The following is a 25,986-nucleotide window of genomic DNA, read 5'->3' as shown; positions in this document are numbered from 1 at the left end:
TTCGAAAAGAAACCTTTTTGTAAAGCAAAAATTAAAACAATTCCAACCATCGGAATCCAATAATAAATTCCATAACGAAAAGCTCTCGCAACATCATTGTGGAAGTAAAAAAAGATTGCCAAAACCGTAATTGCAGCGATTTCTATTAAAGTTCCTTTCGAAAAACTGATAGGCGTATCTTTTATCTTTTTATAGATTTGACAGGTAATAATTCCTAAAATAAAATCGAAACTGCGAACAATTGGATTGATGTAAAAAATTGCTTTTTCCAACTTCATATTTGTTCTGAAATAAGGTTCAGCAAAAATGATAATCGGAATAATTAGTAATAAAATATATTTCAGTTTCGGAAATTTATGCAACCAAATCACATAAAAAGGAAACATTAAATAGAAAAATAATTCGGTCGAAATACTCCATGAAACGTTATTAATAGAGAAATAAAAGTCTTTTACAGGAATATAAGATTGTAATAAAAATAAGTTTGCACCTGCAATATCCCAATGAAAATAACCTTGCCAAACATTGATGATAACAAACGGTAACATGACACAAAAGGTTAGGGCATGAAGCGGATAAATACGAGCGATTCGCGCGATATAAAACTTCTTTTTATCAAAATTTGGATTGTCGATTACTTTCTTTTCGTAATTAAGCGCCAAAACAAATCCGCTCAAAATAAAGAAAAAACCAACACCAAGATAACCTTCGAAAAAGACGTTATTTTTTAGATAATTATACCAAGCTAAATCGGTTTTTACAAACGTTAAATGGCTTAAGAAAACAACAAAAGCAAAGAAAAAACGTAAAGAAGTTAAGCTATTTAGCATTAGTCAATAATTTTAATTTCCATTTGATAATATTCGTCAAACATGCGAATAAATTCGTCCAATTTACTTTCTCTTACCGAAATTGTAAACATGCATTTATCAGAAAAATGCTTGTCTTTAATCTCTCCAGAAATCCGATCGACATTGCGTTCTACAATTCCTTGTTGATCATAATTGAAAACCATTTTTACACGTTTCGAAACAAATTTTTCTACAATATTTGCTTCTTCCAACACAACTTGTGCCGCATATTTATACGCTTTTACCAAACCAGGAATTCCTAATTTTGTTCCGCCAAAATAACGTACAGAAACAATCAAAACATTAGTGATTTCGCTTGATAAAATTTGATTATAAATAGGTAAACCAGCCGAACCACTTGGCTCTCCATCATCATTTGCACGATGATTTTTACCATCAATTCCAAGTGCGTACGCATAACAATGATGATTGGCGTCGGGATGAATTTCGCGCAATTGATCCAAATAAATTTTGATGTCATCTTCATTTTCAACTGGATAAGCAAAATTAATAAACTTACTACCCAATTCTTTGAAAATTACATCTTCCACCGCTTTCTCGATTGTACGATAATTGTCCGTCATGTTGTATTGAAAAGTACCGCAAAGATAGTTTAAATAGTACTTTTAACGAAAAAAGGTTTTATATTTATGAGTGATGAAAAAAATTATGAATGAAATTGAATGATAAAGTAATTTTAAATACTTTTTTAGGAAAAAAGAATACAAATAATTTAAGAGATGAAAATCATTATTGGATTTTAATTGGAGAAAGTGGAAAAGTTATTGAAATAAATAATGATTTATTTGAAGGAAGAGTTTTAGTGTTATTTGATAATGATTTAGATGAATTAAATCTTAATAATCATAATCTTATCAAAAACTCTCTTTGGATATTAGAAACTGATTTAATAATTGATAAAAGATAAAAAAAGAACCTCATTTCTAAGGTTCTTCAATTTCTATTCTATTTTCGAAAATATTTAATTCATCATTTAAAAAGCGATGTTTTTCAGTTCGAGTTCCTTTCAGTCGAGGAGCTAAAATTCCTTCATTCCAAATAGTATCCGAACTCAAAATTCGTGCTTCATCCCACAAATCAGCATCAATAAAATGTTGTATGGTATCACTTCCACCTTCAATAATCAAGGATTGAATATTGTTTTCGTACAAATAATCCATTACTTGCGGCAATATTTTTTGTGTAAAATCTAATTGAACAAGTTCTAAATTTTCTTCAGAACAATTTTCAATCGAATTGAAAATTACAGTAGGTTGTGTTTGATCAAATAAATGGAAACTTCTCGGAATCGCTAAGTTTTTGTCAATCGCAATTCTCAACGGATTATTTCCTTCCCATAATCGCGTGTTAAGTTGCGGATTATCAATTAAAGCTGTGTTTTTTCCAACCAAAATAGCTTGTTCTTCTGTTCGCCATTTATGCACTAATTGCTTTGTATATTGGTTTGTAATCCATAATTGTACATCATCGCGTCCCATGTATCCATCTTCTGTTTGTGCCCATTTTAAGATAATATATGGACGTTTTTTCTGATGAAAAGTGATAAAACGTTTATTAAGTTTGATGCATTCTTTTTCCAAAACACCTAAAGTTACATCAACACCATTTTTCAGCAAACGCAAATAACCTTGTCCATTTACTTTCGCAAAAGGATCTAGAGTTCCGATTACTACTTTTGGAATCTCTTTTTCTATAATCAAATCCGCGCAAGGAGGTGTTTTTCCATGATGTGAACAAGGTTCTAACGTAACATATAACGTAGATTCTTTTAATAATTCTTGATTTTTAACCGAATTAATTGCGTTCACTTCGGCGTGTGGTCCACCATATTCTGACGTAAAGCCTTCGCCTATAATTTTGTTGTTATGTACAATAATAGAACCAACAAACGGATTAGGATATGTTGTTCCTAACCCGTTTGTTGCAATTTGTATACAACGAGCCATATATTGCTCATCGATAGATTGTTGTGTCATGCCTAAAAATTATGCATTAAAATCAATATTGAATAATGTTTTCAGTTTGATTTCTGCTTCAATTAATTTTTTACGTTTATCGTCAATTTGCTTGTAAACATCTTTTAATAAAGGATTGTTCTCATTTGCATTCGAAAAGAAATGTACATTATTATCCAATTGATTAATCTCTTTTTCTAAATCCTCAATTATTTTACGTGTTTTTCTAATCTCATCATCCAATAAATTTCCATTATTTCCAGATTTTACTTTATTGACAAATGATTTTAACTTATAATCGTTCAATTCATTTTTAGAAAGATTTAAAGCATCTAATTTTTTGTGGTAAACATCTGTAAATTCTTGATTGATTGAAATTTTTTCTGATGGAACTTTTCCTAAACTTGCCCAATTATGTTGAATTTCTTCTAATTGTTTCAACGCCTCATCTTTGTTTTCAGAAATCGTTTGATTTTTGAAATCGTTTAAGAAAGCTTGTTTCTTTTCGAAATTTAGTTCCAATTTTTGATTCGCTTGTTCGTGACGTTTTTTGTAACGATCAAAGAATTGATTACATGTATCTTTGAATTCTTTCCAGATTTTGTCTGAATTTTTTCTTGGAACATGACCAATTTTTTTCCAATCATTTTGGATTTTTTTAATCACTTGTACAGAAGCATTCCAATCCGTGCTTTCCGTATGTTGTTTTGCGATTTCTAACAAAGCTAATTTCTTTTCAAGATTCAGTTGTTGTTCTGATTTTAGATTTTTATAGAAATCATTTTTGATGTGATTAAATTGTCTTGTAACTTCTTTGAAAGCTTCCCAAGTTGCAGAATTTTTATCTTTCGGAACACGTCCAATTGTGATAAAATTTTCACGCAAAGAGTTTATTTCAGAAATAGCTTTTTGCCAATCGCCATGCGATTTTGTTGTTGCTTGCTCAGAAATTTCTTTGATACGAACGATAATTTGATTTTTCTTTTCTAAATTATCTTTTTGCTCTTGTTTTATTTTTTCATTCAATTCACCTTTACGGTCATGAATTTTATTTGTTAATTCTTTGAATTTTTGCCACGTTGGTTCGCGCAAATCTTCTTGTACAGGAACGGCTTCTTCTTTCCATAAACGATGCAAATATTGCAATTCGTTCAAAGCTTTTTGCACGTTTTGCTCTCCAATTAATTCTTCCGCACGTTTAATAATCGATTGACGAACTTCAAGATTATGTGCATAATCTAAGGTTTGCAATTCCTTATTCATATCCAAATACGTGTAGAAATTATCTAGATGGAAAAAATAATTTTTGAATACATTTTCAGCATTTTTGCTCGGAATTCTTCCTGCATTGTGCCAACGAGTTTTTAACTCACGAAATTTCTTGAACATTGCCGCCGAAGAATCACTTGGTTCTTGATACAAGGCTTTTAATTCGTCAATAATTTCTAAACGTTCTTTTAAATTATCAGATTCCTTTTTTTCGTTTTCTTTATGAAAAACTGCTAACTGATTTTTGAAATCGTTGTAAACAGCGTTAAATTTTGCTCTAAAAGATGTTTCGTATTTAAAATCTAATTCATCACCACCTTCACTTAAGAAAGCTTCTTTTTTCGCAGCTTCATCTTCTTCTAATTTAGCTTTGAATGCATCACGAATTTGATTAAAATGCTCGCGAATCTCTTGAACATCATATTTACTCAATAGATTTTTTGCTTCGTTAATCAAAACATCAAAACTAAATGTTTCGTAATCTTTGAACGAAATATCGCTTATTTTTTCTTGGTTCGTTAACTCTTCGGTTTTATAAGATTCCGTGTTAGAGTCGTTTGTAGTTGCAGGTTTAGGTAATTGTTCTCCGTCTGCATTTTGCAGGTTATCCATTTCAGTATTCATAAGAAAATAAGTTTTGTTTCTCAAATCTAATAAAATTTGAGGACAATATCAAGTCTATTTTGTACGATTATTCCAAATTTTCCAAGCTTTTTCAGCTTGTAAAACCAACATTTCGTGACCATTTTTAATTTTGGCTCCATTTTGTTGACCATTTTCTAAAAATTTTGTCAATGGTGGATTGTAAATTAAGTCGTACAATAAATGATTTTCGTTGATAAATTGATAGGGTAGAAGTGGAGCGTTTTCAGTATTTGGAAAAGTACCAACTGGCGAACAATTCACAATAATTTGATGATTATGAGTGATTTCTTCATTCAATTCATCATAAGAATAATGATTTTCGGTTTTTGTTCTCGAAACAATTTTATAGTCAATTTTCAATAAATCAAGAATATAAAAAACCGCTTTTGCAGCGCCTCCATTTCCTAAAACCAACGCTTTTTTGTGATGAGGTTCTAAAAGAGGTTCTATCGAATGGTGAAAACCGTAACAATCTGTATTATGCCCGATTCGTTTTCCATCTTGTATCAAAACGGTATTTACCGCACCAATTGCTTTGGCTTCTGGCGATAATTCGTCCAAAAATGGAATGATTTCTTGTTTGTAAGGAATTGTGACATTGAAGCCCACTAAACCTTCGGTTTCGAATACTTTTTCTACTTCATCGATTTGCTGTAAATCAAAAACATTGTAGACAGCGTCTACAATGTTCTCGTTTTTAAATTTTTCAGCAAAATAAGATTTAGAAAATGAATAGGAAATATTTCTTCCGATTAATCCAAATTGTCTCATTCTTCTGTTTTATTTTTATTGAATTGAGCTTTCACGATTCGGATAATCAACGGCATATTCGCCAATAATATAATTCCGAAAATGAATTTCTCTAAATTATTTTTTACAATGTCAAACTGACCTAATGTGTGTCCCAAAAGCGAAATAACGCCAACCCAAAGCACCGCGCCTATAAAACTATAGGTAATAAATGTGCGATAATTAAGGTTTGTAACACCACAAATAAATGGAATTATAGTACGAACTACAGGCATAAAACGAGCAATAATAATTGCTTTTTTACCATTTTCGTTAAAAAATTCTGTTGCTTTTTCGATATGTTTCTTTTTAAGAAACCACGAGTCTTTTCGTCCTAAAATCCAACCCCCAAATTTGCGTCCAACATAATAATTTACGTTATCACCAAGAATTGCTGCAACCATCAGTAATGGAATAATATATTCGATATGCAAATGGTTTTGATCATCGCTTGCCGCAATCATTCCAATCGAAAAGATTAGTGCATCTCCAGGTAAAAAAGGCATTAAAAATGACATGATAATTAAACCAGTTTCGGCGAAAATTATCAGGAATAAAATAACATATATCCAATAACCGTAATTATTGATAATGTCCATTAATACCTTGTCTGGGCGTTGAACAAAATTGGTGATAAACTCAATAATAGATTGCATTTTTTATTTTTTAAGCTCTAATTATATCAGCTCCAATAGCACGTAAACGTACATCGATATCTTCGTAACCACGGTCAATTTGATCGATATTATGAATAACAGTTTTTCCTTTCGCAGAAAGTGCAGCAATTAATAAAGACATACCGGCACGAATATCTGGCGAAGTTAATTCGGCTCCTTTCAATGGCGTTTCGTGATTAAGACCAATTACTGTTGCACGGTGCGGATCACATAAAATAATTTGGGCACCCATATCAATTAATTTATCCACGAAGAATAAACGAGATTCGAACATTTTTTGGTGAATCAAAACACTTCCTTTTGCCTGTGTTGCAATTACCAAAATAATTGACAATAAATCTGGCGTAAATCCTGGCCATGGCGCATCAGAAATAGTTAAAATAGAACCGTCAATAAAACGCTCGATTTCGTAATGTTCTTGAGCTGGAATATAAATATCGTCATCGCGACGTTCTAATTTGATTCCTAATTTTCTGAAAACATCTGGAATAACACCTAAATTTTCCCAGGAAACATTTTTGATTGTTAATTCAGATTTTGTCATTGCTGCTAAACCAATCCAAGATCCAATTTCGATCATATCTGGTAAACATGTATGTTCAGTTCCGCCTAATTTCTCAACTCCTTCAATCGTTAAAAGATTCGAAGAAATTCCAGAAATTTTAGCACCCATTCTGTTCAACATTTTACATAATTGTTGAATGTAAGGCTCACATGCAGCGTTGTAAATGGTTGTTGTTCCTTTCGCTAAAACTGCAGCCATAATAATATTTGCAGTTCCAGTTACAGAAGCTTCTTCTAATAACATATAAGAACCTTGTAATCCTTTTTCGTCCACTTCTACACCGTAGAAATCTTCGTCAGGATTGAAACGATATTTTGCTCCTAAAGCAAAGAAACCTTCGAAGTGCGTATCTAAACGACGACGTCCAATTTTATCTCCTCCTGGTTTTGGCATAAAAGCTTCTCCGAAACGAGCTAAAAGTGGTCCCATTAACATGATCGATCCACGTAAGGCAGCACCATCTTTGCGAAATTGTTTTCCTTTTAAATAATCTAATCGTAATTCGTCAGCTTGAAAAGTGAAATCTCCTTTTCCATTTTTTTGTGTTTTTACGCCTAAATCACCCAAAATTTCAATCAAACGATTGACATCTCGGATATCTGGAATATTTTTAACACGAACTTGTTCATTGGTTAATAAAACCGCACATAAAATTTGTAGTACTTCATTTTTAGCACCTTGCGGAGTAATTTCTCCTTTCAAAGGTTTCCCTCCCTTTATTTGAAATGTAGCCATTTAGTTGTATTAAATAGTTTTGATTTAACCTTTATTGTTTCGAACGTTTTGGTTTCGATTGTTGTTATTTTGATTATTTCGGTTATTGTTGTTTTGACGATTATTCGAATTTTGGTTATTATTTCGATTGTTGTTATTTTGATGATTACGATTATTGTTTTGGTAACTTCTATTGTTTTGATTGTTGTTTGAATGATTATTATTCGAATTCAAACGATCAGGTGAAACCAAATGATCATCAACTTTTCTCAAATCAATTTTACCATCAGATAATTCGTACAAATGATTAAAAATAACTTGATCGTCAACTGTATCTTTATTCCAAAGTAAATAACATTTTTTCATGTGATTGGCAATCGCAAAGTACAAACCTTCGCGTTTTTCACCTTCTGCCCACGTTACAGCAACATCAATCATTTTACGAATATTATTTCCGTAATATCTGTATTTATAGATGCTTTTTGGATAGTCTACTTTATTTGGTTTACTATTTACCGTATCTTTTTTTGTCGGAATTGGATAAGGAGATTTTACATCCAAATCAAATTCTGCCATTATAAAAAGTTGATCCCAAAGTTTGTGTTGAAAATCTGGTACATCGCGCAAGTGAGGATTTAATTCTCCCATTACTTCAATTATAATTTCGGCAAATCCGTTGCGTTCTGTTTCGTCTGTTATTGTTTTACAATGATTTACCATTTCTTGAATATGACGACCATATTCTGGAATAATCAATTGCGAACGAAGTGTATTATATTCCATTAAATTTTCTAATGTATTGGTTACAAATTTACAAAATTCTATCCGATTATTTGGGTAGAAAAGGTGTATTGATTGCTAATTTTTTATTAAATTTTATTCCTCAAAAAAACGGTTATAGTCGGAAGAAGATAAACCGTAAAACAAGATTTTGTCTATTTTAATTCAAAATAGTTAAAAATCTCTATCACCAAGGAAAATTAAGTTAAAACCTTTTGGTTGTCAACAAATATAGTATTTTCTTTTAATAATATAGAATTTTGGGTTTTGTTTTAATCTTCCGTATAGTCAATAATATCACCTGGTTTACAACCTAAAGCTTTGCAAATTGCATTCAAAGTTTCGAAACGAATAGCCTTTGCTTTTCCATTTTTTAGAATAGATAAGTTAGATAATGTAATACCAACTTTTTCACTCAAATCATTCAAAGACATTTTACGTTTTGCCATCATGACATCTAAATTGATAATAATTGCCATATTTATATCGTTAAATCGTTTTCTAGTTTCATTTGAATATTTTTAAATAAAATTTAGATTTAGTTTCCATATTTAGTAATAATTTATTTTTCAAATTAAATAGAAATATTTTGAATTACAAAATAAATTTATTGTAAAACAATAAAAATGTATTAATAAACAATTTAATTGTTGTTTTTGTAAGCTAATTAATTTTTATTGATTTGTAACGTTTTTGAACATTTATCCTCTATTTTGAATAATCCTTTAGGTAGAATGTTGTAGTACCTTTACAATCGTAAATGAAAACGATTTTTCACATATTTTCTGTCCTTTTTTTGATTGTTCTGTTTAGTTTTTCTAACAAAACAAATCAATCTTCTGCGCATCAAAAAGTAGAAAAAGAGACAATAAAATGTGATAATACAAATAGCACTATTGAAGGATTTACATTTACTGTAGAAGATTTAAAAATCAATGATTTTTCTTTTGATGAATTTATCAACGCAGATGTTAAGTTTAATTTTAATCAACAGATTTGTGTTCGTATTTTTTCTGATTTATTTTCTACTTCAACCAATAAAATTTGCCTGTTGAGGCATTATATCTACGGTTTACCATTTATCTGATAAACATAAAACTTTCTTATACATAACTATTTTCTAAGCATTCATTTTGTTTAGAAAGAGGAAACCTATTCACAAAAATTAAAAATTATGCACGAATTAAGTATTGTCAAAGACATATTTGATACGTTGAACGAGCACTATGATTCGAAGATAGAAGACATAGAAAAAGTTCAAATTACAGCTGGGCTTTTATCAAATGTTCAACCTGTTTTAATCCAAAATGCATTTGATGCATTTATAGCTGATAACCAAAATTATAATGAAATCGAGTTAGAGGTTTTAGTCAATGAAATTGTGGCGTATTGCGAACATTGTCACAAGAATTTCGAAGTTAAATATCACAAATTTGTTTGCGAAGATTGTTCAACACCATCCAGTACAATTGTCAAAGGAAATGAGCTTTTTATCTCGCAAGTCATCTTTAAAAATAAATAATCATTAATTAAACATATTTCAATTATGTCAACAAATACACAAAATCCAAAAAGTCTTGGGAATAGAGTAGGATCTGTTCAATGCGACAACACAACTTTACATTTATTAAAAGCCAACGATTATGTTGCAAATGCGATTCGCGAACGTCTGAAAGATGTTTGTATCATCAATGTTTGTTCGTCTCCAGGATCAGGAAAAACAACGTTGTTACAAGAAATTGGAAAACGTTTGGGTAAAGAATTGAATATTTCTGTTTTAGTTGGTGATCCAGAAACGGAGCGTGATGCAGTTCGTATGCGCGAAGTAGGAATTAATGCTTTGCAAATTGTAACAGGTGGAATGTGTCATATCGAAGCGCAAATGATTTTACAAGCTTTGGATCACATTAATTTGGATGGAACAGATTTATTATTTATCGAAAATGTAGGAAATCTTCTTTGTCCATCTGCTTTTGATTTAGGTGAAGATTATCGTGTAACACTTATTGCTACAACAGAAGGTGATGATAAACCAAAAAAGTATCCACGTATGTTCTTAACAAGTGAGTTGATGTTGGTTTCTAAATCAGATTTATTGCCATATGTACCTTTTTCTATCGAGGCGGTTACTAAAGATGCAAGAGAGGTTAATCCAAACTTAGAAGTGCAAACAATTAGTACCTTGAATGGAGAAGGAATTGACGAATGGTGTCAATGGTTGAAAGAGAAAGTTCAGTTGAAAAAAGAAGCTGCACAACAAAAATAATACATCGAAATAATGGAAAATCAGTTGGTTATTATAGATGAAATTCAGTCAAAAATTGAACAAGTAGAAAATGGTTTGGATCAATTAACGATTGAATGGTTTGAGATTCGAAAACAGAAAATTACGCGAAAAACAACTGCTGGTTTGACATTAGAACTTCGATTACAAACTAAAAATGAGTGGCAGAACGGCGATCGATTATTTTATGAAAACAATTTAATAGCTTCAGTTTACATAAAACCTTGTTTGTGTATTCAGTTTTCTGCAAAGTCGAAGTCCGATGCCGCTGATTTTTGTTACTTCGTTGGCAATCGTCACCTTCCTATTTACTGGAAAAACGACGACGATAATCAACTTTTGCTTCCTTATGATGGTCGTATGTACGAGCAACTTTTGACTCGTTATCAAGACAAAATACAACTTGTCGAAGCACAATTAATCAGTGAATTTTTATTAAAAAATTTGGTAAAAAATTAAACCATGAATTGTAAAATATTTCATCGCATAACCCTTGTTTTATCATTCTTTATTTTCTTTCAAAGTTGTCATTCTTCTTCAAAAAAGAGTGAACAACAAGGTGAAATAAAGGCGGAAGATAGCCGTGGAAAAATAGTTTCGTTACCACAAGAAGCAAAACGAGTAATTGTACTTTTTGAACCTTCTTTGGACGAAATTTACATGTTGCACGCCGAAGATAAAGTGGTTGGAATTCCGCAACAAGTTTTTCAGAATGAAGATAAATTTGAGTTCTATGCAAAATTAGATGAGCGAATCAAAAATAAAACAATTGCGACGCCAACTTTTGGTGGAGGATCAAGTAATATTGAAACAATTGTTGGTTTACAGCCAGATTTAGCGATTGTTTATGAACAAAATATCGAAACAATTCAGCAATTAGAAGAACTAAATATTCCTGTTTTTACGGTTTCAAGTTTAAGTCAAGATAAAATTTACAAAGAATTGCTTGGAATGGGAACTTTATTAGGAAAAAAACAACGTGCTGAAGAAGTGGTTTCATATGTAAAAGCTGAAGCTGAAAAGTTGAAAACTCCTGTAAACGAAAAGCCTAAAAAAGTCTATTACGCATGGTCGAAAGGACGTATTTTTTCGACATCTGGAAAAGGAACTTTGTTAGATTTAGCGATCAAATTATCGGGTGCAGAAAATGCTTGTCCGTTGGAAATGGAATCGCCAAATGTTGGTGCAGAATCTATTTATAAATGGAATCCTGATTTGATTGTACTTTGGAATTCGAGCCTTGATGAGGTGTATCAACTAAAAGAATTGGATGCTTTGCCAGCGGTAAAATCTAAACAAGTTTTCGCGATGAATCCTGCGTTTTATTACGATCCGCATACGGTTAAGTTTTTATTATTTGCCAAACAACTTCGCAATTGGTGCTATCCTTCGGCTTATTCGACTGAACAATTAAACAAAGAGGTGCAAAACGATATCATGCAATTGTACCAAAAACCAGATTTATACAAGAAAAATGCAATCTAAATTGAAATCTTACGGTCTACTTTTGATTTTACCACTTACGGTTGTCATCCTTTCTATGACAATGGGCGCAACGAATTTTGTAGGTATTTCGGAGTTGATTCGTTACAGTTCATCTGCAATCAGCAAGTTAATTTCGGGAACAACTAATTTACCTCAATCAAGTATAGAAACTATTTTGTGGCAAGTTCGTTTACCTCGTATTGTATTAACATTTATTGTTGGCGCAGCTTTGGCATCTTCTGGAAACGTTTTACAAGCAATTTTCAGAAATCCAATTGTAGATCCATTTACATTAGGTATATCATCTGGTTCTGCTGTTGGAGCAGCTTTAGCGATGGTTGTTCCTGTGTTATCAATCAATATATCAGCATTTGTATTTGGAATTTGCGCTGTATTATTAACGTATTTAATATCTAAAACAAACGTCAAAAGTTCGTTAATCAATATGGTTTTATCAGGAATGATAATTTCTGGAGTTTTTACAGCCGTTTTGACGCTTTTACAATACATCAGTGATCCTTATAAACTGCAAATGATTGTGCAATGGACGATGGGAAATTTACATACAGCTTCTTGGGAAAAAGTAGAAATAGCTTTTTATCCGATTTTAATTGGTTTAACCATTATTATTTTATTCCGTTGGAAACTTAATTTATTGTCTTTGGGTGACGAAGAAGCGCTTGCAGTTGGGGTAAAACCAGGACTTTTGAAGGTTATTTTGATAGGAGTTGCAACCTTAATTACAGCCGCTTGTGTTGCTGCAGTTGGTGTGATAAGTTTATTTGGATTAATCGTTCCACATATTAGTCGAATGTTTTTTGGACCAAATAACGAAAAAACGGTTTGGGCAAATATTAGTATTGGCGGAACTCTTCTTTTAGTAATTGACGATTTTTCGAGAACGGTAATGCCTTTTGAGATTCCTGTTGGTGTTTTTACAATGTTGATTGGTGCACCAATTTTTATTTATCTGATGAGAAAAAACGCAGCAAATTGGAACTAATGAAAGCAATAGTTAATATACAAAATTTATCGTTTACCTACGGAAAAGATAAAATTCTGAATGATGTAAATGTCAATTTTTCTGAAGCAAAATTATCTGTTGTGATGGGAAAAAACGGAAGTGGAAAATCGACTTTGTTTAATATCATCGCAGGTTTGGATAAGAAATACGACGGAAATGTTTTCATTGGAAATGAAGAACGCAAAAAGATAAAAGTTGGATCATCTTCGCTTCGTTTAGGCTTTATGACGCAGTTTCATCAAACTACTTTTCCGTTCAAAGTTTTTGATGTGGTAATGACAGGTCGCGCTTCTTTTTCGAGGTTTTCTCCAAAGAATGAAGATTATCAAATTGTCGAAGAAATGTTAACGAAGTTTAATTTGTGGCATTTAAAAGACAAAGCTTATACTTCGCTTTCTGGTGGAGAAAGACAATTGGTGTTGTTGTGTCGTGTTTTGGTTCAAAATCCAGATGTTTTGATGTTAGACGAACCAACGAATCACTTGGATTTACATTACCAAGTTTTGGTTTTAGAAACCTTACAAGAACTTGTCAAACAAGGAAAAACAGTGCTTTGTGTGATGCATGATCCTAATTTGGCATTTATGTATGGTGATCAATTTTATATGATGAAAAATCATCAATTGGTTGATTTAGAAAATTATAATCAAGAAGAAATTAAAAATATTCTGCAAGAAACGTATCAATTGCCTTTGTTGAATTTAACTCATCAAGGAAAACAATTGTTTGTGCCACAATTAAAATAAAAATTGAATGAAAAATATAAAAATTACACCTGTTGAAACTCATCAGGTCGAAGAAATATTGCCTTATGTGATCGAGTTTAGACGCGATTTATTTCCAACATTAGATCCAACAATTGTTCCAAAAGACTTGTTGAATTTTATATCAAATTACATCGAAAACCAAACTGGAATTTTTCTTCAGGCGCGTGATGAAAACAGTAAAATTATTGGCGTTATCGGTATGATGCCTTTCGATTATCGTTTTCCTCATCTTTCTGTTGGTAAAGAAAAAACGGTTGAGGTTGCTCGTTTGTTTGTCGAACCAGCTTATCGTCGATTTGGTTTGGGAACGCAATTGTTTCAGGAATTGGAAAAACAAGCGCATCAAAAAAATATTCATCGTTTGTATTTGCACACGCATCCAAGTTTGCCAGGAGCATATGAATTTTGGTTGAAACAAGGTTTTGATTTGATGATGTTTTGCGAAGAATCAAATTTTCCGACTTATCACATGCAAAAAGAGATTGGTACAATTGAATTAAAAAATAATATTTCTCAAAATGAAAATATCTTTCATGTATAAAATTATCACGTTCAGTTTTTTCATTTTTCTTGGAATAACAGCTACTGCACAAGAAGCAAAAATGATTTTTGGTAAAGTTCTTAATCAAGAAGATCAACCAATTTCGAATGCAATTATTTCGATCGAAAATGACACATACAACGTAAAAACTGCTGAAAATGGAGAGTTTAAATTCGAAAAAGAAGTTCAACTTCCGTTGATAATTTCGATTATGGCTGATGGTTTGAATTCAACAAATTTTGTGATTACAAAACAAAATTGGAATGAGCAAACTGGTCTTAAAATCTATTTATCAAAGGAATCAACGCAATTAGGAGAAGTTTTAATTAGTTCGGACAAAAAGAATTCATATTATCAACATACGATCACTTTTGATGGAAAATTGAATGGAAATCTGAAAGATTTACCACAAACAATTAGCATTGCGAATCGCCAATTGATGGATGATAAACAAGCATTCAAAGTTTCGGATATGGTGCATGATTTATCGGGAGTTAATCAAGCTTCTTCTTATGACGATTATACGTTGAGAGGTTTTAGCAGCGGATACGGAAATAGTTTGCGTTTGGTGAATGGTTTACGTTCTGGTTTTGGTTATGGAACAAGTTATTTCAATTCTCCTTTGACTATCAATTTGGAAAGAATTGAGGTTTTGAAAGGTTCGGGAGGAACTTTATTTGGTGATATTGCGCCAGGTGGAACAATCAATTTAGTGACTAAAAAAACATTGGAAGATTTTAAAGGAGCTGTTAGTTTTTCATCAGGAAGTTTTGAAACTTTACGTACAACCTTGGATATTGGTGGACCATTGAGTAATAATTTATTTTATCGATTGAATGCAGGTTATCAAACAAGTAAAACATTCAGAAAAAATAACAATCAAAAAATAGTTTCGGTTGCGCCATCTTTTACGTTCAAACCAAGAAAAGGAACACAAATCGATGTGGATTTAACTTACGATAATTTTGATGGCTATTTGGATCGTGGAATGGGCGTGAAACAAACAGATTTATATGCAATCAATCGTTCTTTTACATTGTCTCAACCATCAGATTTTTTCAAAACAGAAACATTTTCGTTTCGTACAAAATTGACACAAAAGATTTTAGAAAATTTATCATTAACGCTTAATTATTCGAAATCAATTTATAAAGAAAAATTAAACGAACACAGAACGTTGAATAGCTTTGCAGACACGCCTTACAACACAATTGTAAACATGCGTTTCTTGTCTCGTGAAGCAACTGATTATACAGATAATGCTGTTGCTTTTTTGAATTATAAATTGCAAAAAGGACAAGTAAAACAAAATATAATTTTTGGTGTTGATTATGCGCAATATAAGCCAGATGCGGACAATCAGCAGAAAGAGGCGAGAAGCAAAGAGGTGAATGGAGAAATTGTTCCGTTGACATTTGATTTGAATCATCCAGTTTACGAATCGAAAGATTTATCTTCTTACAAATGGTTAAAACAAGCATCTTTTCCATTTTTGAGTTCTTACAAAACAACTGGTGTTTATGTACAAGATCAAGTAAAATTTAATCGATTAGAAATGTTATTTGGTTTGCGTTATGAGCATTATACATCGGAAAGTGCAGATCCAAAAACGCCTTATTCAGCAACTCAAGATACATGGTTACCTCGTGTGGGATTAACGTATAAAGTAACGGCAACAATAAATTATTTCGCTAATTATTCGCAAGGTTATGTGCCAATTGCTACCGATTATGTAGCGAATTACAAAAATTACGGTGCTGATAAACCATTCAAATCAGAGAGAAGTTTCCAACTAGAAACAGGATTGAAAACAGAATTTTTCAAGAAAAAATTACAAATAGATTTAGCACTTTATCAAATTCAACGCAATGATATGATGATGCCAACAGGACAATTGAGTGATGCTGGTTTCCCTGTTTATCGTCAATCGGGTAAAGTTTCTTCGAAAGGTTTGGAGCTTGATCTACGTGGACAATTGCATCGTAATTTACAAATGAGTTTCAATTATACGTACACAGATACAGAGGTTAAAGCTTCTTCTGTTGCTTCGGAAGTTGGAATGCCTTTGCCAAATGCACCGAAAAATATGGCGAATGTATGGCTGAAATATTCGGTTTTACATGATACTTTCAAAGGTTTAGGATTTGGTCTTGGCGCTTCTTATGTTAGCGATCGACGTATGGAAAATTCTGTTGGGAAAGATGCACAAGGGAATGCTGAGTGGGGATTTTTGCCAGATTACACAGTGGTGAATGCTGCAATTTATTATGATTTGAACCCATTAAAAATTTCAGTACAGTTCAATAATATTTTCGATAAATATTATTTCCAAGGAGGAATTGATTACACTAGAGTTTTTCCTGGATCTCCAAGTAATATGATGGCTACGTTAAGCTATTCATTCTAAAAAAAATAAAACAAACAAAACACAAAAATGATTTCAATTACACGTAAAATAAGTATTGTTGCTGCCTTTTTATTCACGATTAGTAATAGTTTTGGACAACTAAGTCCTCCAGGTTTAGGGAAAGCTAAAACCGCTTCTTGGGCTGCTTTTGGTGTGCAACATAAGTTAGATTCTACAGGAAATAAATATGCGGTTGCATATGTTGGAATGGGACGAAAAAGTTCACCAGATAATTATAATCCAGTTGATAAACCTGCGATTTTAGTCTTGAATTATGAGATTTACAATAAATTCAAACCAAATCAACAATATAGTTATGCGATAAGTTATCGTCGTCAAAATGAATTTGATTCTGAAGCGCCTTTTCACAAAGAAGGAATAGAGCAGGAGTTTAGAGTTTATGGGCGTTATGCGTATACTGCGAATTTAGGAAAGTTTAAATGGAAGAATACAATTAGACAAGAATTCAGAAAGTTTTTTGATGCTGATTTTAATGAAGTTGATGAAAACTTTCAGTTAAGAACACGTGTAAAATCGCAATTAACGTATCCAATTTCTGAAAAGAATAAGCAATCTTTAGCGCTTAGTGCCGAAGGCTTGTTTGCGACGAGTTATATGAATGATGTGGAAAAACATTGGACAAAATATGCGTACAAAGAAACGCGTTTGGGGCTTTATTATATGTTCCAAATTCCGAATTCTCCATTGACGATGGATATTGGTTATGTTAACAACTTGATTAGGAATTATTCAGAAGCAAAATCGGGTGTGCATTATGTTGCAGTTGATTTGGTTTGGAAGCTTCCGTAGAAATTAAATAAGTGATTTTGAATGATAATGATTTATTTTAATAAATAATTAAATTATTTAAAATGAGTAGATTAATCATTTTTAAGTAAGATTAAGTATTATTCATCAAAGGTTTTAGAATAGTCAAAAAGAATGAAATTGTCACGTTTTTGAATATTTATCTGATTTTTTAAGTAAGAAACGAACAAAGTAAAACGTCTAATTTTACATCAGTAATGAAAAAGGTTTTCTCTATAGTATTTTTAATGTTATTTATTACGATCGTAATAATTATCTCGAAGTTTTCTCAAACGAGAAGTCTTGTCGAGGCGCATAGAGAACACACAGAACAAATAGATTGTGGAAAAAAATTATCTACTCAATTTGATAATTTCAATCTATTATCAGTTGATGAAAATAAATCAGAATCAGAAATTTTTACATTCGATTGTGATTTGTTTGTTCGTTTTTTGACTATTTATTTTCATCAAACCTTTTATCAAAAAATATCGGAAACAATTGAAGTCAAGACTTTAAAAAGTTTACCGAAATACGTCTTATTTCATTCGCTACAAATCGATTACAAATAATTAATTTTTATTAATCTACAATAGATTTCGTTGTTTTTAGCTAAGCAATGAAGGATTCTTATTGTCAAAATTCAACATATTCATACACAAATTGTTTACATCAATGTGTAGGATAAATATCTAATTTTTTAAAAAATAAAAAAATGCATTTAACACCACGCGAATTAGAAAAGCTAATGTTACATACTGCTGGAGAGCTTGCGTTGAAACGTAAAGCAAGAGGCGTAAAATTAAATTATCCAGAATCTATTGCGCTTATCAGCCACTTTATTTTGGAAGGTGCAAGAGATGGGAAACGAGTTGCAGAATTGATGCAAGAAGGTGCAAACATCTTAACAACTGACGATGTAATGCCAGGAGTTGCAGAAATGATACACGATGTACAAGTGGAGGCGACTTTTCCTGACGGAACAAAGTTGGTAACGGTTCATAATCCTATTCGTTAATTCTAAAAATAAAAGAAAATGATACCAGGAGAAATTTTTGTAAAAGAAGGAACAATCGTTTGTAACGAAGGTAGAGATACGGTAAAAATTAATGTGATTAATACAGGAGATCGACCAATACAAGTTGGTTCTCATTTCCACTTTTTCGAAGTAAATAAAGCGATGCTTTTTGATCGTGAAGCTGCTTTCGGAAAACGATTAAACATTATTTCAAGTACAGCTATTCGTTTTGAGCCAGGAGAAGAAAAGGAAGTTGAATTAGTAGAGATCGCTGGTGACAAAAAAATGTACGGATTCAGCAATTTAGTTCAAGGTTCTATAGAATCAGACGAGCAAAAACAACAAGCATTAGAGAATATGAAATCTCACAATTTTAAAACATTAGAACATGAGCTTGAAAGTAGATAGAAAACAATACGCCAATATTTTAGGCCCTACAACGGGAGATAAAGTACGTTTAGGAGATACAAATCTTATCATCGAAATTGAAGATGATTTTGGACATTATGGAGATGAATCAATTTTTGGAGGAGGTAAAACTGTACGTGATGGTATGGGACAAAACTCTACAAAATTGCGTGCAGAAGGTGTTTTAGACCTTTGTATTACGCGTGCAATTATTATTGATCACTGGGGAATTGTAAAAGCAGATATCGGAATCAAAGATGGTAAAATCGTTGGTATTGGTAAAGCTGGTAACCCAGATACAATGGACGGAATTACTGAAGGAATGATTATCGGAGCTTCGACAGAAGTACACAATGGAGCTGGAATGATTGTGACAGCTGGTGGTATCGATACACACATTCACTACATTTCTCCGCAACAAATCAATACTTCTTTATTCAGTGGTATTACAACAATGATTGGTGGAGGTACAGGACCTAATGACGGTTCTAATGCAACAACGGTTACGCCAGGAAAATTCAATATTCAAAAAATGATGGAAGCGACTGAGTCTTTTCCAATGAATTTTGGATTTTTCGGAAAAGGAAACTGTGCAACTGTTGAGCCAATTGAAGAGCAAATAGAAGCAGGAGCTTTAGGAGTAAAAATTCACGAAGACTGGGGTGCAACACCATCTACAATTGATGCAGCATTGAAAGTTGCAGATAAATATGATGTACAAGTTGCGATTCACACAGATACATTAAACGAAGGTGGTTTCTTAGAAGATACAATGGAAGCGATCAATGGTCGTGTTATTCATACATTCCATACAGAAGGAGCTGGTGGAGGTCACGCGCCAGATATCATTAAATCCGCGATGTATCCAAATGTATTACCAGCGTCTACAAATCCAACTCGTCCTTATTCAGTTAACACGATTGATGAGCACTTGGATATGTTAATGGTTTGTCACCATTTGAGTAAAAATATCCCTGAAGATGTAGCATTCGCTGATTCTCGTATTCGTCCAGAAACAATTGCTGCCGAAGATATTTTACATGATATGGGTGTTTTCAGTATCATGAGTTCAGATTCTCAAGCAATGGGACGTCCTGGAGAAGTAATTTCAAGAACTTGGCAAACGGCAAGTAAAATGAAAGATCAACGTGGAGAAATTGAAGAAGATAAAGGTCATGACAATGATAACTTCCGCGCAAAACGTTACATCGCAAAATATACAATCAATCCTGCAATAGCACACGGAATCTCAGATTATATTGGATCTGTTGAGGTTGGTAAAATTGCCGATTTAGTCATCTGGAAACCTGCTATGTTTGGTGTTAAACCAGAAATGATCTTGAAAGGAGGATTTATCGCAGGTAGTAAAATGGGAGATCCAAACGGATCTATTCCAACTCCACAACCAGTTATTTACAGAAATATGTTTGGTTCTTTCGGTAAAGCAGTTCAGAAAACGAATATCACATTTGTTTCTCAGGCTTCTATCGATAACGGAACAATTGATAGCTATAATTTGAACAGAGTTTTCTTACCTGTTAAAAACTGTAGAAATATTGGTAAAAAAGATTTGATTCACAACGATAAAACACCAAATATCGAAGTGAATGCAGAAAATTATAAAGTATATGTTGACGGAGAATATATTACATGCGAACCATCGGAAGTAGTTCCTTTAGCTCAATTGTATTATTTATTCTAATCATTAAAAATAGGCTCAGACAATGTGTTGAGCCTTTTCAAATATTTTTAATGAAATAATAAAATCAGGTTTTTAAGTATAAATGATAAATTTTAATCAAATAGTTTTTTCAATTGCAGTAATTGGAATGTCATTGATTTCAGGGAAAATGAACGGGCAAATCTTAGGAGGAATGAGATTGAAAGACAATGATGAAGGTCCAAAAGGGCAATTTTCACTATATGGTTCATTGGATTATTCTAAAGTTACGTCGCCATCTGGTCGTAGCAGCAACGTCTCAAGTGCTCCGATTGGAATAGGGTATTTCTTCAATAATAATGATGCGATTGGGATTAACTACGCATATACCGAAGATAATGTCAATTATCAAGTTGTAAGTAAACAAAATGAAACAGGGATTTGGTATAGTCCGTCCTTGGCGCTTGGTAAATATTTTACGCTAATTGCGCATTTTGATGTGCATTATGTTTGGGGACAACAATTGTCTGAAACAACAGCATCTATGGAAAATTTTAATGGTTTTCGATTGAGAGGTTATCCTATGATTGGAATTGTTTTAGGCGGCGGCTGGGGATTGAAATTTAGATTTGCAGATTTTTCGCTGTTAGAAACAAAATCAAAAGAAGGTTGGACAAAAACATCTGTTGCTGGAGTTAATGGCTCTGCATTTGGAATGGGCGTATCTAAAAATATCGATTTTAGAAGAAAAAATTAAGCAAGATGATTATTAATGAGAGAATAGGAACTGTTGCGGAACAATCAATTTCACAATCAATTGATTATTTGGATTTGGATTGGTACGAAACAACCAAAAGAATTCAACGCAAAAGAACAAGGGGTGGAAAAGATGTCGCGATCAAATTTTTGAAAGATAAACAACGTTTGCACGATGGTGATATTCTTTTTATAGATGACGAAACGGCAATTGTTGTGAATGTTTTAGAAACCAAAACGATTGTACTTTCTCCTCAATCTATTCTCGAAATGAGCGCACTTTGCCACGAAATAGGAAACAAACATTTACCACTTTACAATGAAAATGATTTGTTGCTTATGCCTTTCGAATTGACCATTTTTCGCTGGTTAGAATCATCTGGCTACAATCCAAAAGTTCAAGATTTAAAACTCCTACATCTATTGAATGCCAATGTAGATCATCATCGCGAGACCAAAGTAGGAGGTTCAATGTCTACAAAAAATCTGAAAATAAAATTATCGTAAAAAGATAAAGAATGAAACAAGAATTTTTAGCAAGTTTATTACATATTTCTGATCCTACTTTACCGATTGGTGCTTATACACATTCGAATGGATTAGAAACTTATATTCAGAATGGAATCGTCAATAACAAACAAACGGCGCAAGAGTTTGTAGAAAATATGATGAAATATAATCTGAAATATAATGATGGTGCTTTTGTAAAATTAGCTTACGAAGCAACTCAACATTCAGATTTGAAAGAAATTTTGAAATTAGATGAAGAATGTTCTGCTCTAAAAGCGCCAAAAGAAATCAGACAAGCAAGTCAGAAATTAGGTTTGCGTTTAATCAAAATTTTCAAACGTCGCGTAGAATCAGAATTTGTTGAAGAATACGAGCGCAGCATCAAACAAAACATCGCTTATTCTAATTACGCGATTGTTTTCGGAATTTATACCAGTTTATTGCAAATTCCACTTTACGAAGCTTTGTTTGCTTTTTACTACACTTCGGCTTCTGGAATTGTAACAAACGCAGTAAAATTAGTGCCTTTGGGACAATTGGATGGACAAGATTTAATGTTCGATTTGTACGAAACAATTTCTCAAACAGCCAAAGAAACAATAGAATTAGATAGAGAATATGTAGGCTTATGCAACACATCGTTTGATATCAGATGTATGCAACACGAACGCTTATATTCTCGCTTATACATGTCATAAATTTTATAAACAATATTCAAAATGGAAAATAGAAAATATATCAAAGTTGGAGTTTGTGGACCTGTAGGTTCTGGAAAAACAGCTTTATTAGAAAAATTAAGTCGAAAAATGTTTAGTGATTATAATTTAGGAGTAATCACAAACGATATTTTTTGTTCAGAAGATGCAAAATTTATGGCAAAAAATAGTCTTTTACCAGAAGATAGAATTATTGGTGTAGAGACTGGAGGTTGTCCTCATACAGCGATTCGTGAAGATGCAAGTATGAATTTGGAAGCAGTTGATGAATTAGCAGATCGTTTTCCTGATATCGAATTGATTTTAATCGAAAGTGGAGGAGATAATTTAGCAGCAACGTATAGCCCAGATTTAGCTGATGTGACGATTTTTATTATTGATGTTGCAGAAGGAGAAAAAATTCCAAGAAAAGGAGGACCTGGTATCCAACGTTCAGATTTATTAATCATCAACAAAATAGATTTAGCGCCACACGTAGGAGCAAGTTTAGAAGTGATGGAAAGCGATACAAAACGCATGAGAAATGGAGCACCTTTCGTTTTTACAAACCTAAAAACAGAAGAAGGTTTGGATAGCGTGATTGGTTGGATTAAAAAATATGCACTTTTAGAAGAAATCGAAGAACCAAATCTTTTGAGATAAGATGGAATGTAGATTAGATATTGTTGCAGGATACAAGGAAGGTAAATCGTTTGTCAAAAATTTGTACGTCGGTAAACCCTTCCGTGTTGTATCTGTTGGGCAACGAAAATTAGATAATAAATTATATCAAATGACGATGACTTCTTCGCCTGGAATTTTGAATGGCGACGAATATATTCTGAATATTGATGTAGAAGACAATGCAGCACTTCAGTTGCAATCACAATCATACCAACGATTGTTTAATATGGATGACGAAGCAACGCAAAAGTTAACGATTAATATACACAACAATGCGTCGTTTGCATATGTGCCGCATCCAGTTGTTCCTCATGAAAACTCTAATTTCAAAAGTAGCGCTGCTATTACAATTGGAGAGAATAGTCAAATTATTATTAGTGAGATTATTACTTGTGGACGCAAACATTCGGGAGAAGTTTTTAAGTTAAAACGTTTTCAGAATTTGACTAAAATCTATCATCAAAACAAATTAGTAGTCAAAGATAATGTCTTAATTCAGCCCGATTTAATTCCGATTAGCAGTATTGGTATTTTAGAAAATTATACACATCAAGGAAGTTTTATTTTCTTTAGTACAAAACCAGAAACGGATAAAGTTACGTTGGTAGAAACATTATTAGAAACTGCAAAAAAACATACGAATGTAGAAATTGGGATTTCTGTTTTGGACGGAAATGGTTTCGTCATAAGAGCTTTAAGTCAAGGAGGAGAAGCAATGTATAATTATTTCTTGGCTGCCCAAGATTTACTTTGGGAATTATAGAAACAAATAAAAAATCATGGACAAAATTTTAACGAAAGTTCCATTTATAGATCAAGTTCTAAAAGGTTTAGGACAAATCATGTTACAAGAAAACAGTAGTACAGGTTTATTGTTTTTGATTGGTATTTTCTTAGGAAGTATAGAAGGAGGAATTGGCGCAATTGTTTCGACAACAGTTGGGACAATTACAGCAATCTTAATGAAATACGACAAAGAAGAAATCAACGCTGGTTTATATGGATTTAGTGCAGCGTTAGTGGGTGTTGCATTAACAATTATGTTCGACTCTACTTTTCTTATCTGGATTTTGTTGGTGGTTGCTTCTGCATTAGCAGCGATTATTCAACATTTTTTTATCAAAAGAAATATTCCAGCTTTTACTTTACCATTTATTCTATTAACATGGTGTTTAATCTTCGGAATTCATCATTTTACAACAATAGGACCTGCAACTGCAGGAAATACTCAAACTTTATTAGAAACAAACGATTTGTTTACATCAACAAATGGTTTCGGAGAAGTAATCTTTCAAGGTGGTCCAATGTCTGGTATCATCTTTTTTATTGCCGTTTTTATTGGTTCACCCGCTGCGGCTTTGTACGGTTTAGCAGCTTCAATTTTTAGTGCAGAAATTTCAAATTTATTTGGAGAACCAGTAGAACAAATTCACATGGGATTATTTGGATTTAATGCTGTTTTAACGGCAATTGTATTTGCTGGAACCAAACGAATAGATGGTTTTTGGGTTTTATTAGGTGTTTTTATCACTGTTTTGATTGATGTTTTATTTGTTAAAACCAATATTTTCGCATCATTTGGAGGAGTTCTTACATTTCCTTTTGTTGTAGGAACTTGGTGCACATTATTTATAAAAAAGAACGCTGATCGATTTTTTGGAATATAATGTAATTTGGCATAAAATTCGAACAATAAAAACAGTTTCATTTTAAAAAAGCATTGCCATGGAAATGATATCAAACTCACAATACAAAGAACTATTTCTAGCCCATCTTAGCCATCAAGTTTTAGGAAATAATGAGGATATACAATTGTATCGATTAGAGTATTATCTGAAAGATATTTTAATGCCCGTTATTCCGTATCGAACAACGTTTAATTTTATCATGTTTGTGACCAAAGGAAGCATAAAGCAATATTTGGAAAACAAAGAATACGTAGTAAATGCAAATGAAATAATTTTTATAAAACAAGGAACAATTACGGCAACTGTAGAAATGTCTGATGATGTAGAAGGCTTCTTTTTGGCGTATGAAAATCATATTTTATCTGAATTAGAATTGCCAAAATATAAATCGAGTATTTTCTTGATGTCGCCTTACTTATCACTCGATGCAGTTACTTTTCAAACCGTTCATCAATTATTGGTTTTAATGGAACAAGAAATTTTCTTGAATAGCCTTGAGATTAATGAAATAATTGTAGCAATGTTACACGTTGTTTTATTAAAATTGCTCAACATCGATTACAAGGAAATTCCGAGTACAACCACACGTCCAATGGAGCTTTCGCTGCAGTTTAAAGATTTGCTTTTTAAACATCATATAGAAGAAAAGAAAGTAACTTTTTATGCAGATAAATTATTTGTAACAGAAAATTATCTCAACAAATGTGTGAAAGATATTACGCAAAAGAAGCCGAAACAATGGATTAACGAAACGGATATTAATTACAGCAAAGCATTATTGCATTCAAGTAAAAGAATTTCTGAAATTGCTTTTGAGCTTAATTTTCAGACCGCTTCACATTTCACACAATTGTTCAAAAAAGTCGCAGGTATTACACCGAAAGAATACCGAGAACAAATCTGGAATTCTCAATCTACTAAGAATCCCGTTTTTTAAGAAAAATGATTTAGATGATTATTAGAAAAATCAAGTAATAATATAAAAA

Annotated in this window: 30 protein-coding genes; 21 read left to right on the top strand and 9 right to left on the bottom strand. The window is 32.3% G+C overall.

The window, feature by feature from the left end; translation table 11 throughout:
- Both N5D90_RS09860 and N5D90_RS09855 read right to left on the bottom strand, forming a co-directional pair.
- The coding region (locus N5D90_RS09860) for an acyltransferase (RefSeq protein ID WP_280062342.1) at nucleotides 1–830 on the bottom strand (830 nt) is incomplete at its 3' end.
- The gene (locus N5D90_RS09855; RefSeq protein ID WP_038336679.1) at nucleotides 830–1,435 is read right to left on the bottom strand and encodes a YigZ family protein; all 606 of its coding nucleotides are present in this window, start codon (nucleotides 1,433–1,435) and stop codon (nucleotides 830–832) included. The genes N5D90_RS09860 and N5D90_RS09855, both read right to left, overlap by 1 nt.
- Nucleotides 1,436–1,524: 89 nt before the next feature.
- Between N5D90_RS09855 and N5D90_RS09850 the strand changes: the two genes are divergently transcribed.
- Nucleotides 1,525–1,779 carry a hypothetical protein gene (locus N5D90_RS09850; protein ID WP_038336677.1) on the top strand — a complete coding sequence of 85 codons (255 nt, stop codon included), beginning with the start codon at nucleotides 1,525–1,527 and terminating at the stop codon, nucleotides 1,777–1,779.
- Between the two features lie 16 nt (nucleotides 1,780–1,795).
- Here the strand turns inward: N5D90_RS09850 and ribD are convergent, their stop codons facing one another.
- From ribD to N5D90_RS09815, 7 genes are all read right to left on the bottom strand, one after another.
- Nucleotides 1,796–2,848, bottom strand: a complete 1,053-nt coding sequence (gene ribD / locus N5D90_RS09845; protein ID WP_280036294.1) for a bifunctional diaminohydroxyphosphoribosylaminopyrimidine deaminase/5-amino-6-(5-phosphoribosylamino)uracil reductase RibD — start codon at nucleotides 2,846–2,848, stop codon at nucleotides 1,796–1,798.
- A gap of 9 nt (nucleotides 2,849–2,857) precedes the next feature.
- Complete coding sequence (locus N5D90_RS09840; protein WP_038336673.1) at nucleotides 2,858–4,720, bottom strand: DUF349 domain-containing protein; 1,863 nt, start codon at nucleotides 4,718–4,720, stop codon at nucleotides 2,858–2,860.
- Nucleotides 4,721–4,774: 54 nt separating this feature from the next.
- Nucleotides 4,775–5,512, bottom strand: a complete 738-nt coding sequence (locus N5D90_RS09835; RefSeq protein ID WP_038336671.1) for a shikimate dehydrogenase — start codon at nucleotides 5,510–5,512, stop codon at nucleotides 4,775–4,777.
- Nucleotides 5,509–6,186 carry a DedA family protein gene (locus N5D90_RS09830; RefSeq protein ID WP_038336669.1) on the bottom strand — a complete coding sequence of 226 codons (678 nt, stop codon included), beginning with the start codon at nucleotides 6,184–6,186 and terminating at the stop codon, nucleotides 5,509–5,511. The genes N5D90_RS09835 and N5D90_RS09830 overlap by 4 nt, the downstream gene beginning before the upstream one ends.
- A gap of 10 nt (nucleotides 6,187–6,196) precedes the next feature.
- Nucleotides 6,197–7,507, bottom strand: a complete 1,311-nt coding sequence (gene murA / locus N5D90_RS09825; RefSeq protein ID WP_280062341.1) for a UDP-N-acetylglucosamine 1-carboxyvinyltransferase — start codon at nucleotides 7,505–7,507, stop codon at nucleotides 6,197–6,199.
- A gap of 24 nt (nucleotides 7,508–7,531) precedes the next feature.
- Nucleotides 7,532–8,269 (bottom strand): DUF4290 domain-containing protein, encoded by a 738-nt coding sequence (locus tag N5D90_RS09820; RefSeq protein WP_280062340.1) that lies wholly within the window; start codon nucleotides 8,267–8,269, stop codon nucleotides 7,532–7,534.
- Nucleotides 8,270–8,538: 269 nt separating this feature from the next.
- Entirely contained in the window at nucleotides 8,539–8,745 is a 207-nt protein-coding gene (locus tag N5D90_RS09815; RefSeq protein WP_115000022.1) for a helix-turn-helix transcriptional regulator, read from the bottom strand.
- A gap of 281 nt (nucleotides 8,746–9,026) precedes the next feature.
- Between N5D90_RS09815 and N5D90_RS09810 the strand changes: the two genes are divergently transcribed.
- From N5D90_RS09810 to N5D90_RS09715, 20 genes are all read left to right on the top strand, one after another.
- A complete protein-coding gene (locus tag N5D90_RS09810; RefSeq protein ID WP_280062339.1) occupies nucleotides 9,027–9,353 on the top strand; it encodes a hypothetical protein in 327 nt (108 codons plus the stop codon).
- An 87-nt stretch (nucleotides 9,354–9,440) separates the two neighbouring features.
- Nucleotides 9,441–9,788: a hydrogenase maturation nickel metallochaperone HypA gene (locus N5D90_RS09805; RefSeq protein ID WP_038336663.1), complete on the top strand. Its 348-nt coding sequence runs from the start codon at nucleotides 9,441–9,443 to the stop codon at nucleotides 9,786–9,788.
- 24 nt (nucleotides 9,789–9,812) lie between these two features.
- A complete protein-coding gene (hypB, locus tag N5D90_RS09800; RefSeq protein ID WP_052217937.1) occupies nucleotides 9,813–10,532 on the top strand; it encodes a hydrogenase nickel incorporation protein HypB in 720 nt (239 codons plus the stop codon).
- 12 nt (nucleotides 10,533–10,544) lie between these two features.
- The gene (locus N5D90_RS09795) at nucleotides 10,545–11,009 is read left to right on the top strand and encodes an urease accessory protein UreE (RefSeq protein WP_280062338.1); all 465 of its coding nucleotides are present in this window, start codon (nucleotides 10,545–10,547) and stop codon (nucleotides 11,007–11,009) included.
- 3 nt (nucleotides 11,010–11,012) lie between these two features.
- Nucleotides 11,013–12,035, top strand: a complete 1,023-nt coding sequence (locus N5D90_RS09790) for an ABC transporter substrate-binding protein (RefSeq protein WP_280062337.1) — start codon at nucleotides 11,013–11,015, stop codon at nucleotides 12,033–12,035.
- A complete protein-coding gene (locus N5D90_RS09785; RefSeq protein ID WP_038336659.1) occupies nucleotides 12,025–13,038 on the top strand; it encodes an iron ABC transporter permease in 1,014 nt (337 codons plus the stop codon). The genes N5D90_RS09790 and N5D90_RS09785 overlap by 11 nt, the downstream gene beginning before the upstream one ends.
- A complete protein-coding gene (locus tag N5D90_RS09780; RefSeq protein WP_280062336.1) occupies nucleotides 13,038–13,805 on the top strand; it encodes an ABC transporter ATP-binding protein in 768 nt (255 codons plus the stop codon). The genes N5D90_RS09785 and N5D90_RS09780 overlap by 1 nt, the downstream gene beginning before the upstream one ends.
- 7 nt (nucleotides 13,806–13,812) lie before the next feature.
- Nucleotides 13,813–14,367, top strand: coding sequence for a GNAT family N-acetyltransferase (locus N5D90_RS09775; RefSeq protein ID WP_280062335.1), 555 nt, complete (start codon nucleotides 13,813–13,815; stop codon nucleotides 14,365–14,367).
- Nucleotides 14,345–16,774 (top strand): TonB-dependent receptor, encoded by a 2,430-nt coding sequence (locus N5D90_RS09770; RefSeq protein ID WP_280062334.1) that lies wholly within the window; start codon nucleotides 14,345–14,347, stop codon nucleotides 16,772–16,774. The genes N5D90_RS09775 and N5D90_RS09770 overlap by 23 nt, the downstream gene beginning before the upstream one ends.
- Before the next feature lie 27 nt (nucleotides 16,775–16,801).
- Nucleotides 16,802–17,584 (top strand): DUF2490 domain-containing protein, encoded by a 783-nt coding sequence (locus N5D90_RS09765; RefSeq protein ID WP_280062333.1) that lies wholly within the window; start codon nucleotides 16,802–16,804, stop codon nucleotides 17,582–17,584.
- A 712-nt stretch (nucleotides 17,585–18,296) separates the two neighbouring features.
- On the top strand, nucleotides 18,297–18,599 hold the full coding sequence (gene ureA, locus N5D90_RS09760) for an urease subunit gamma (protein WP_038336653.1): 303 nt from the start codon (nucleotides 18,297–18,299) through the stop codon (nucleotides 18,597–18,599).
- A gap of 18 nt (nucleotides 18,600–18,617) precedes the next feature.
- Nucleotides 18,618–19,007: an urease subunit beta gene (gene ureB / locus N5D90_RS09755; protein WP_280062332.1), complete on the top strand. Its 390-nt coding sequence runs from the start codon at nucleotides 18,618–18,620 to the stop codon at nucleotides 19,005–19,007.
- Nucleotides 18,988–20,709: an urease subunit alpha gene (gene ureC, locus N5D90_RS09750; protein ID WP_280062331.1), complete on the top strand. Its 1,722-nt coding sequence runs from the start codon at nucleotides 18,988–18,990 to the stop codon at nucleotides 20,707–20,709. The genes ureB and ureC overlap by 20 nt, the downstream gene beginning before the upstream one ends.
- A gap of 82 nt (nucleotides 20,710–20,791) precedes the next feature.
- A complete protein-coding gene (locus N5D90_RS09745; RefSeq protein WP_280062330.1) occupies nucleotides 20,792–21,424 on the top strand; it encodes a hypothetical protein in 633 nt (210 codons plus the stop codon).
- 5 nt (nucleotides 21,425–21,429) lie between these two features.
- Nucleotides 21,430–21,930, top strand: coding sequence for an urease accessory protein UreE (locus N5D90_RS09740; protein ID WP_280062329.1), 501 nt, complete (start codon nucleotides 21,430–21,432; stop codon nucleotides 21,928–21,930).
- 11 nt (nucleotides 21,931–21,941) lie between these two features.
- A complete protein-coding gene (locus N5D90_RS09735) occupies nucleotides 21,942–22,631 on the top strand; it encodes an urease accessory protein UreF (RefSeq protein ID WP_280062328.1) in 690 nt (229 codons plus the stop codon).
- 21 nt (nucleotides 22,632–22,652) lie between these two features.
- Nucleotides 22,653–23,291 carry an urease accessory protein UreG gene (ureG, locus tag N5D90_RS09730; protein WP_038336646.1) on the top strand — a complete coding sequence of 213 codons (639 nt, stop codon included), beginning with the start codon at nucleotides 22,653–22,655 and terminating at the stop codon, nucleotides 23,289–23,291.
- Nucleotide 23,292: 1 nt separating this feature from the next.
- Nucleotides 23,293–24,075, top strand: coding sequence for an urease accessory protein UreD (locus N5D90_RS09725; protein WP_280062327.1), 783 nt, complete (start codon nucleotides 23,293–23,295; stop codon nucleotides 24,073–24,075).
- Between the two features lie 16 nt (nucleotides 24,076–24,091).
- The gene (locus N5D90_RS09720; RefSeq protein WP_280062326.1) at nucleotides 24,092–24,979 is read left to right on the top strand and encodes an urea transporter; all 888 of its coding nucleotides are present in this window, start codon (nucleotides 24,092–24,094) and stop codon (nucleotides 24,977–24,979) included.
- 58 nt (nucleotides 24,980–25,037) lie between these two features.
- Nucleotides 25,038–25,937: an AraC family transcriptional regulator gene (locus N5D90_RS09715; RefSeq protein ID WP_280062325.1), complete on the top strand. Its 900-nt coding sequence runs from the start codon at nucleotides 25,038–25,040 to the stop codon at nucleotides 25,935–25,937.
- Nucleotides 25,938–25,986: the final 49 nt, after the last annotated feature.

This window comes from Empedobacter sp. GD03797, from assembly GCF_029842105.1.
GTDB classification, from domain to species: domain Bacteria; phylum Bacteroidota; class Bacteroidia; order Flavobacteriales; family Weeksellaceae; genus Empedobacter; species Empedobacter falsenii_C.
Note: the sequence above shows the minus strand (reverse complement) of the source record. Positions and strands in the feature narration are given on the sequence as shown.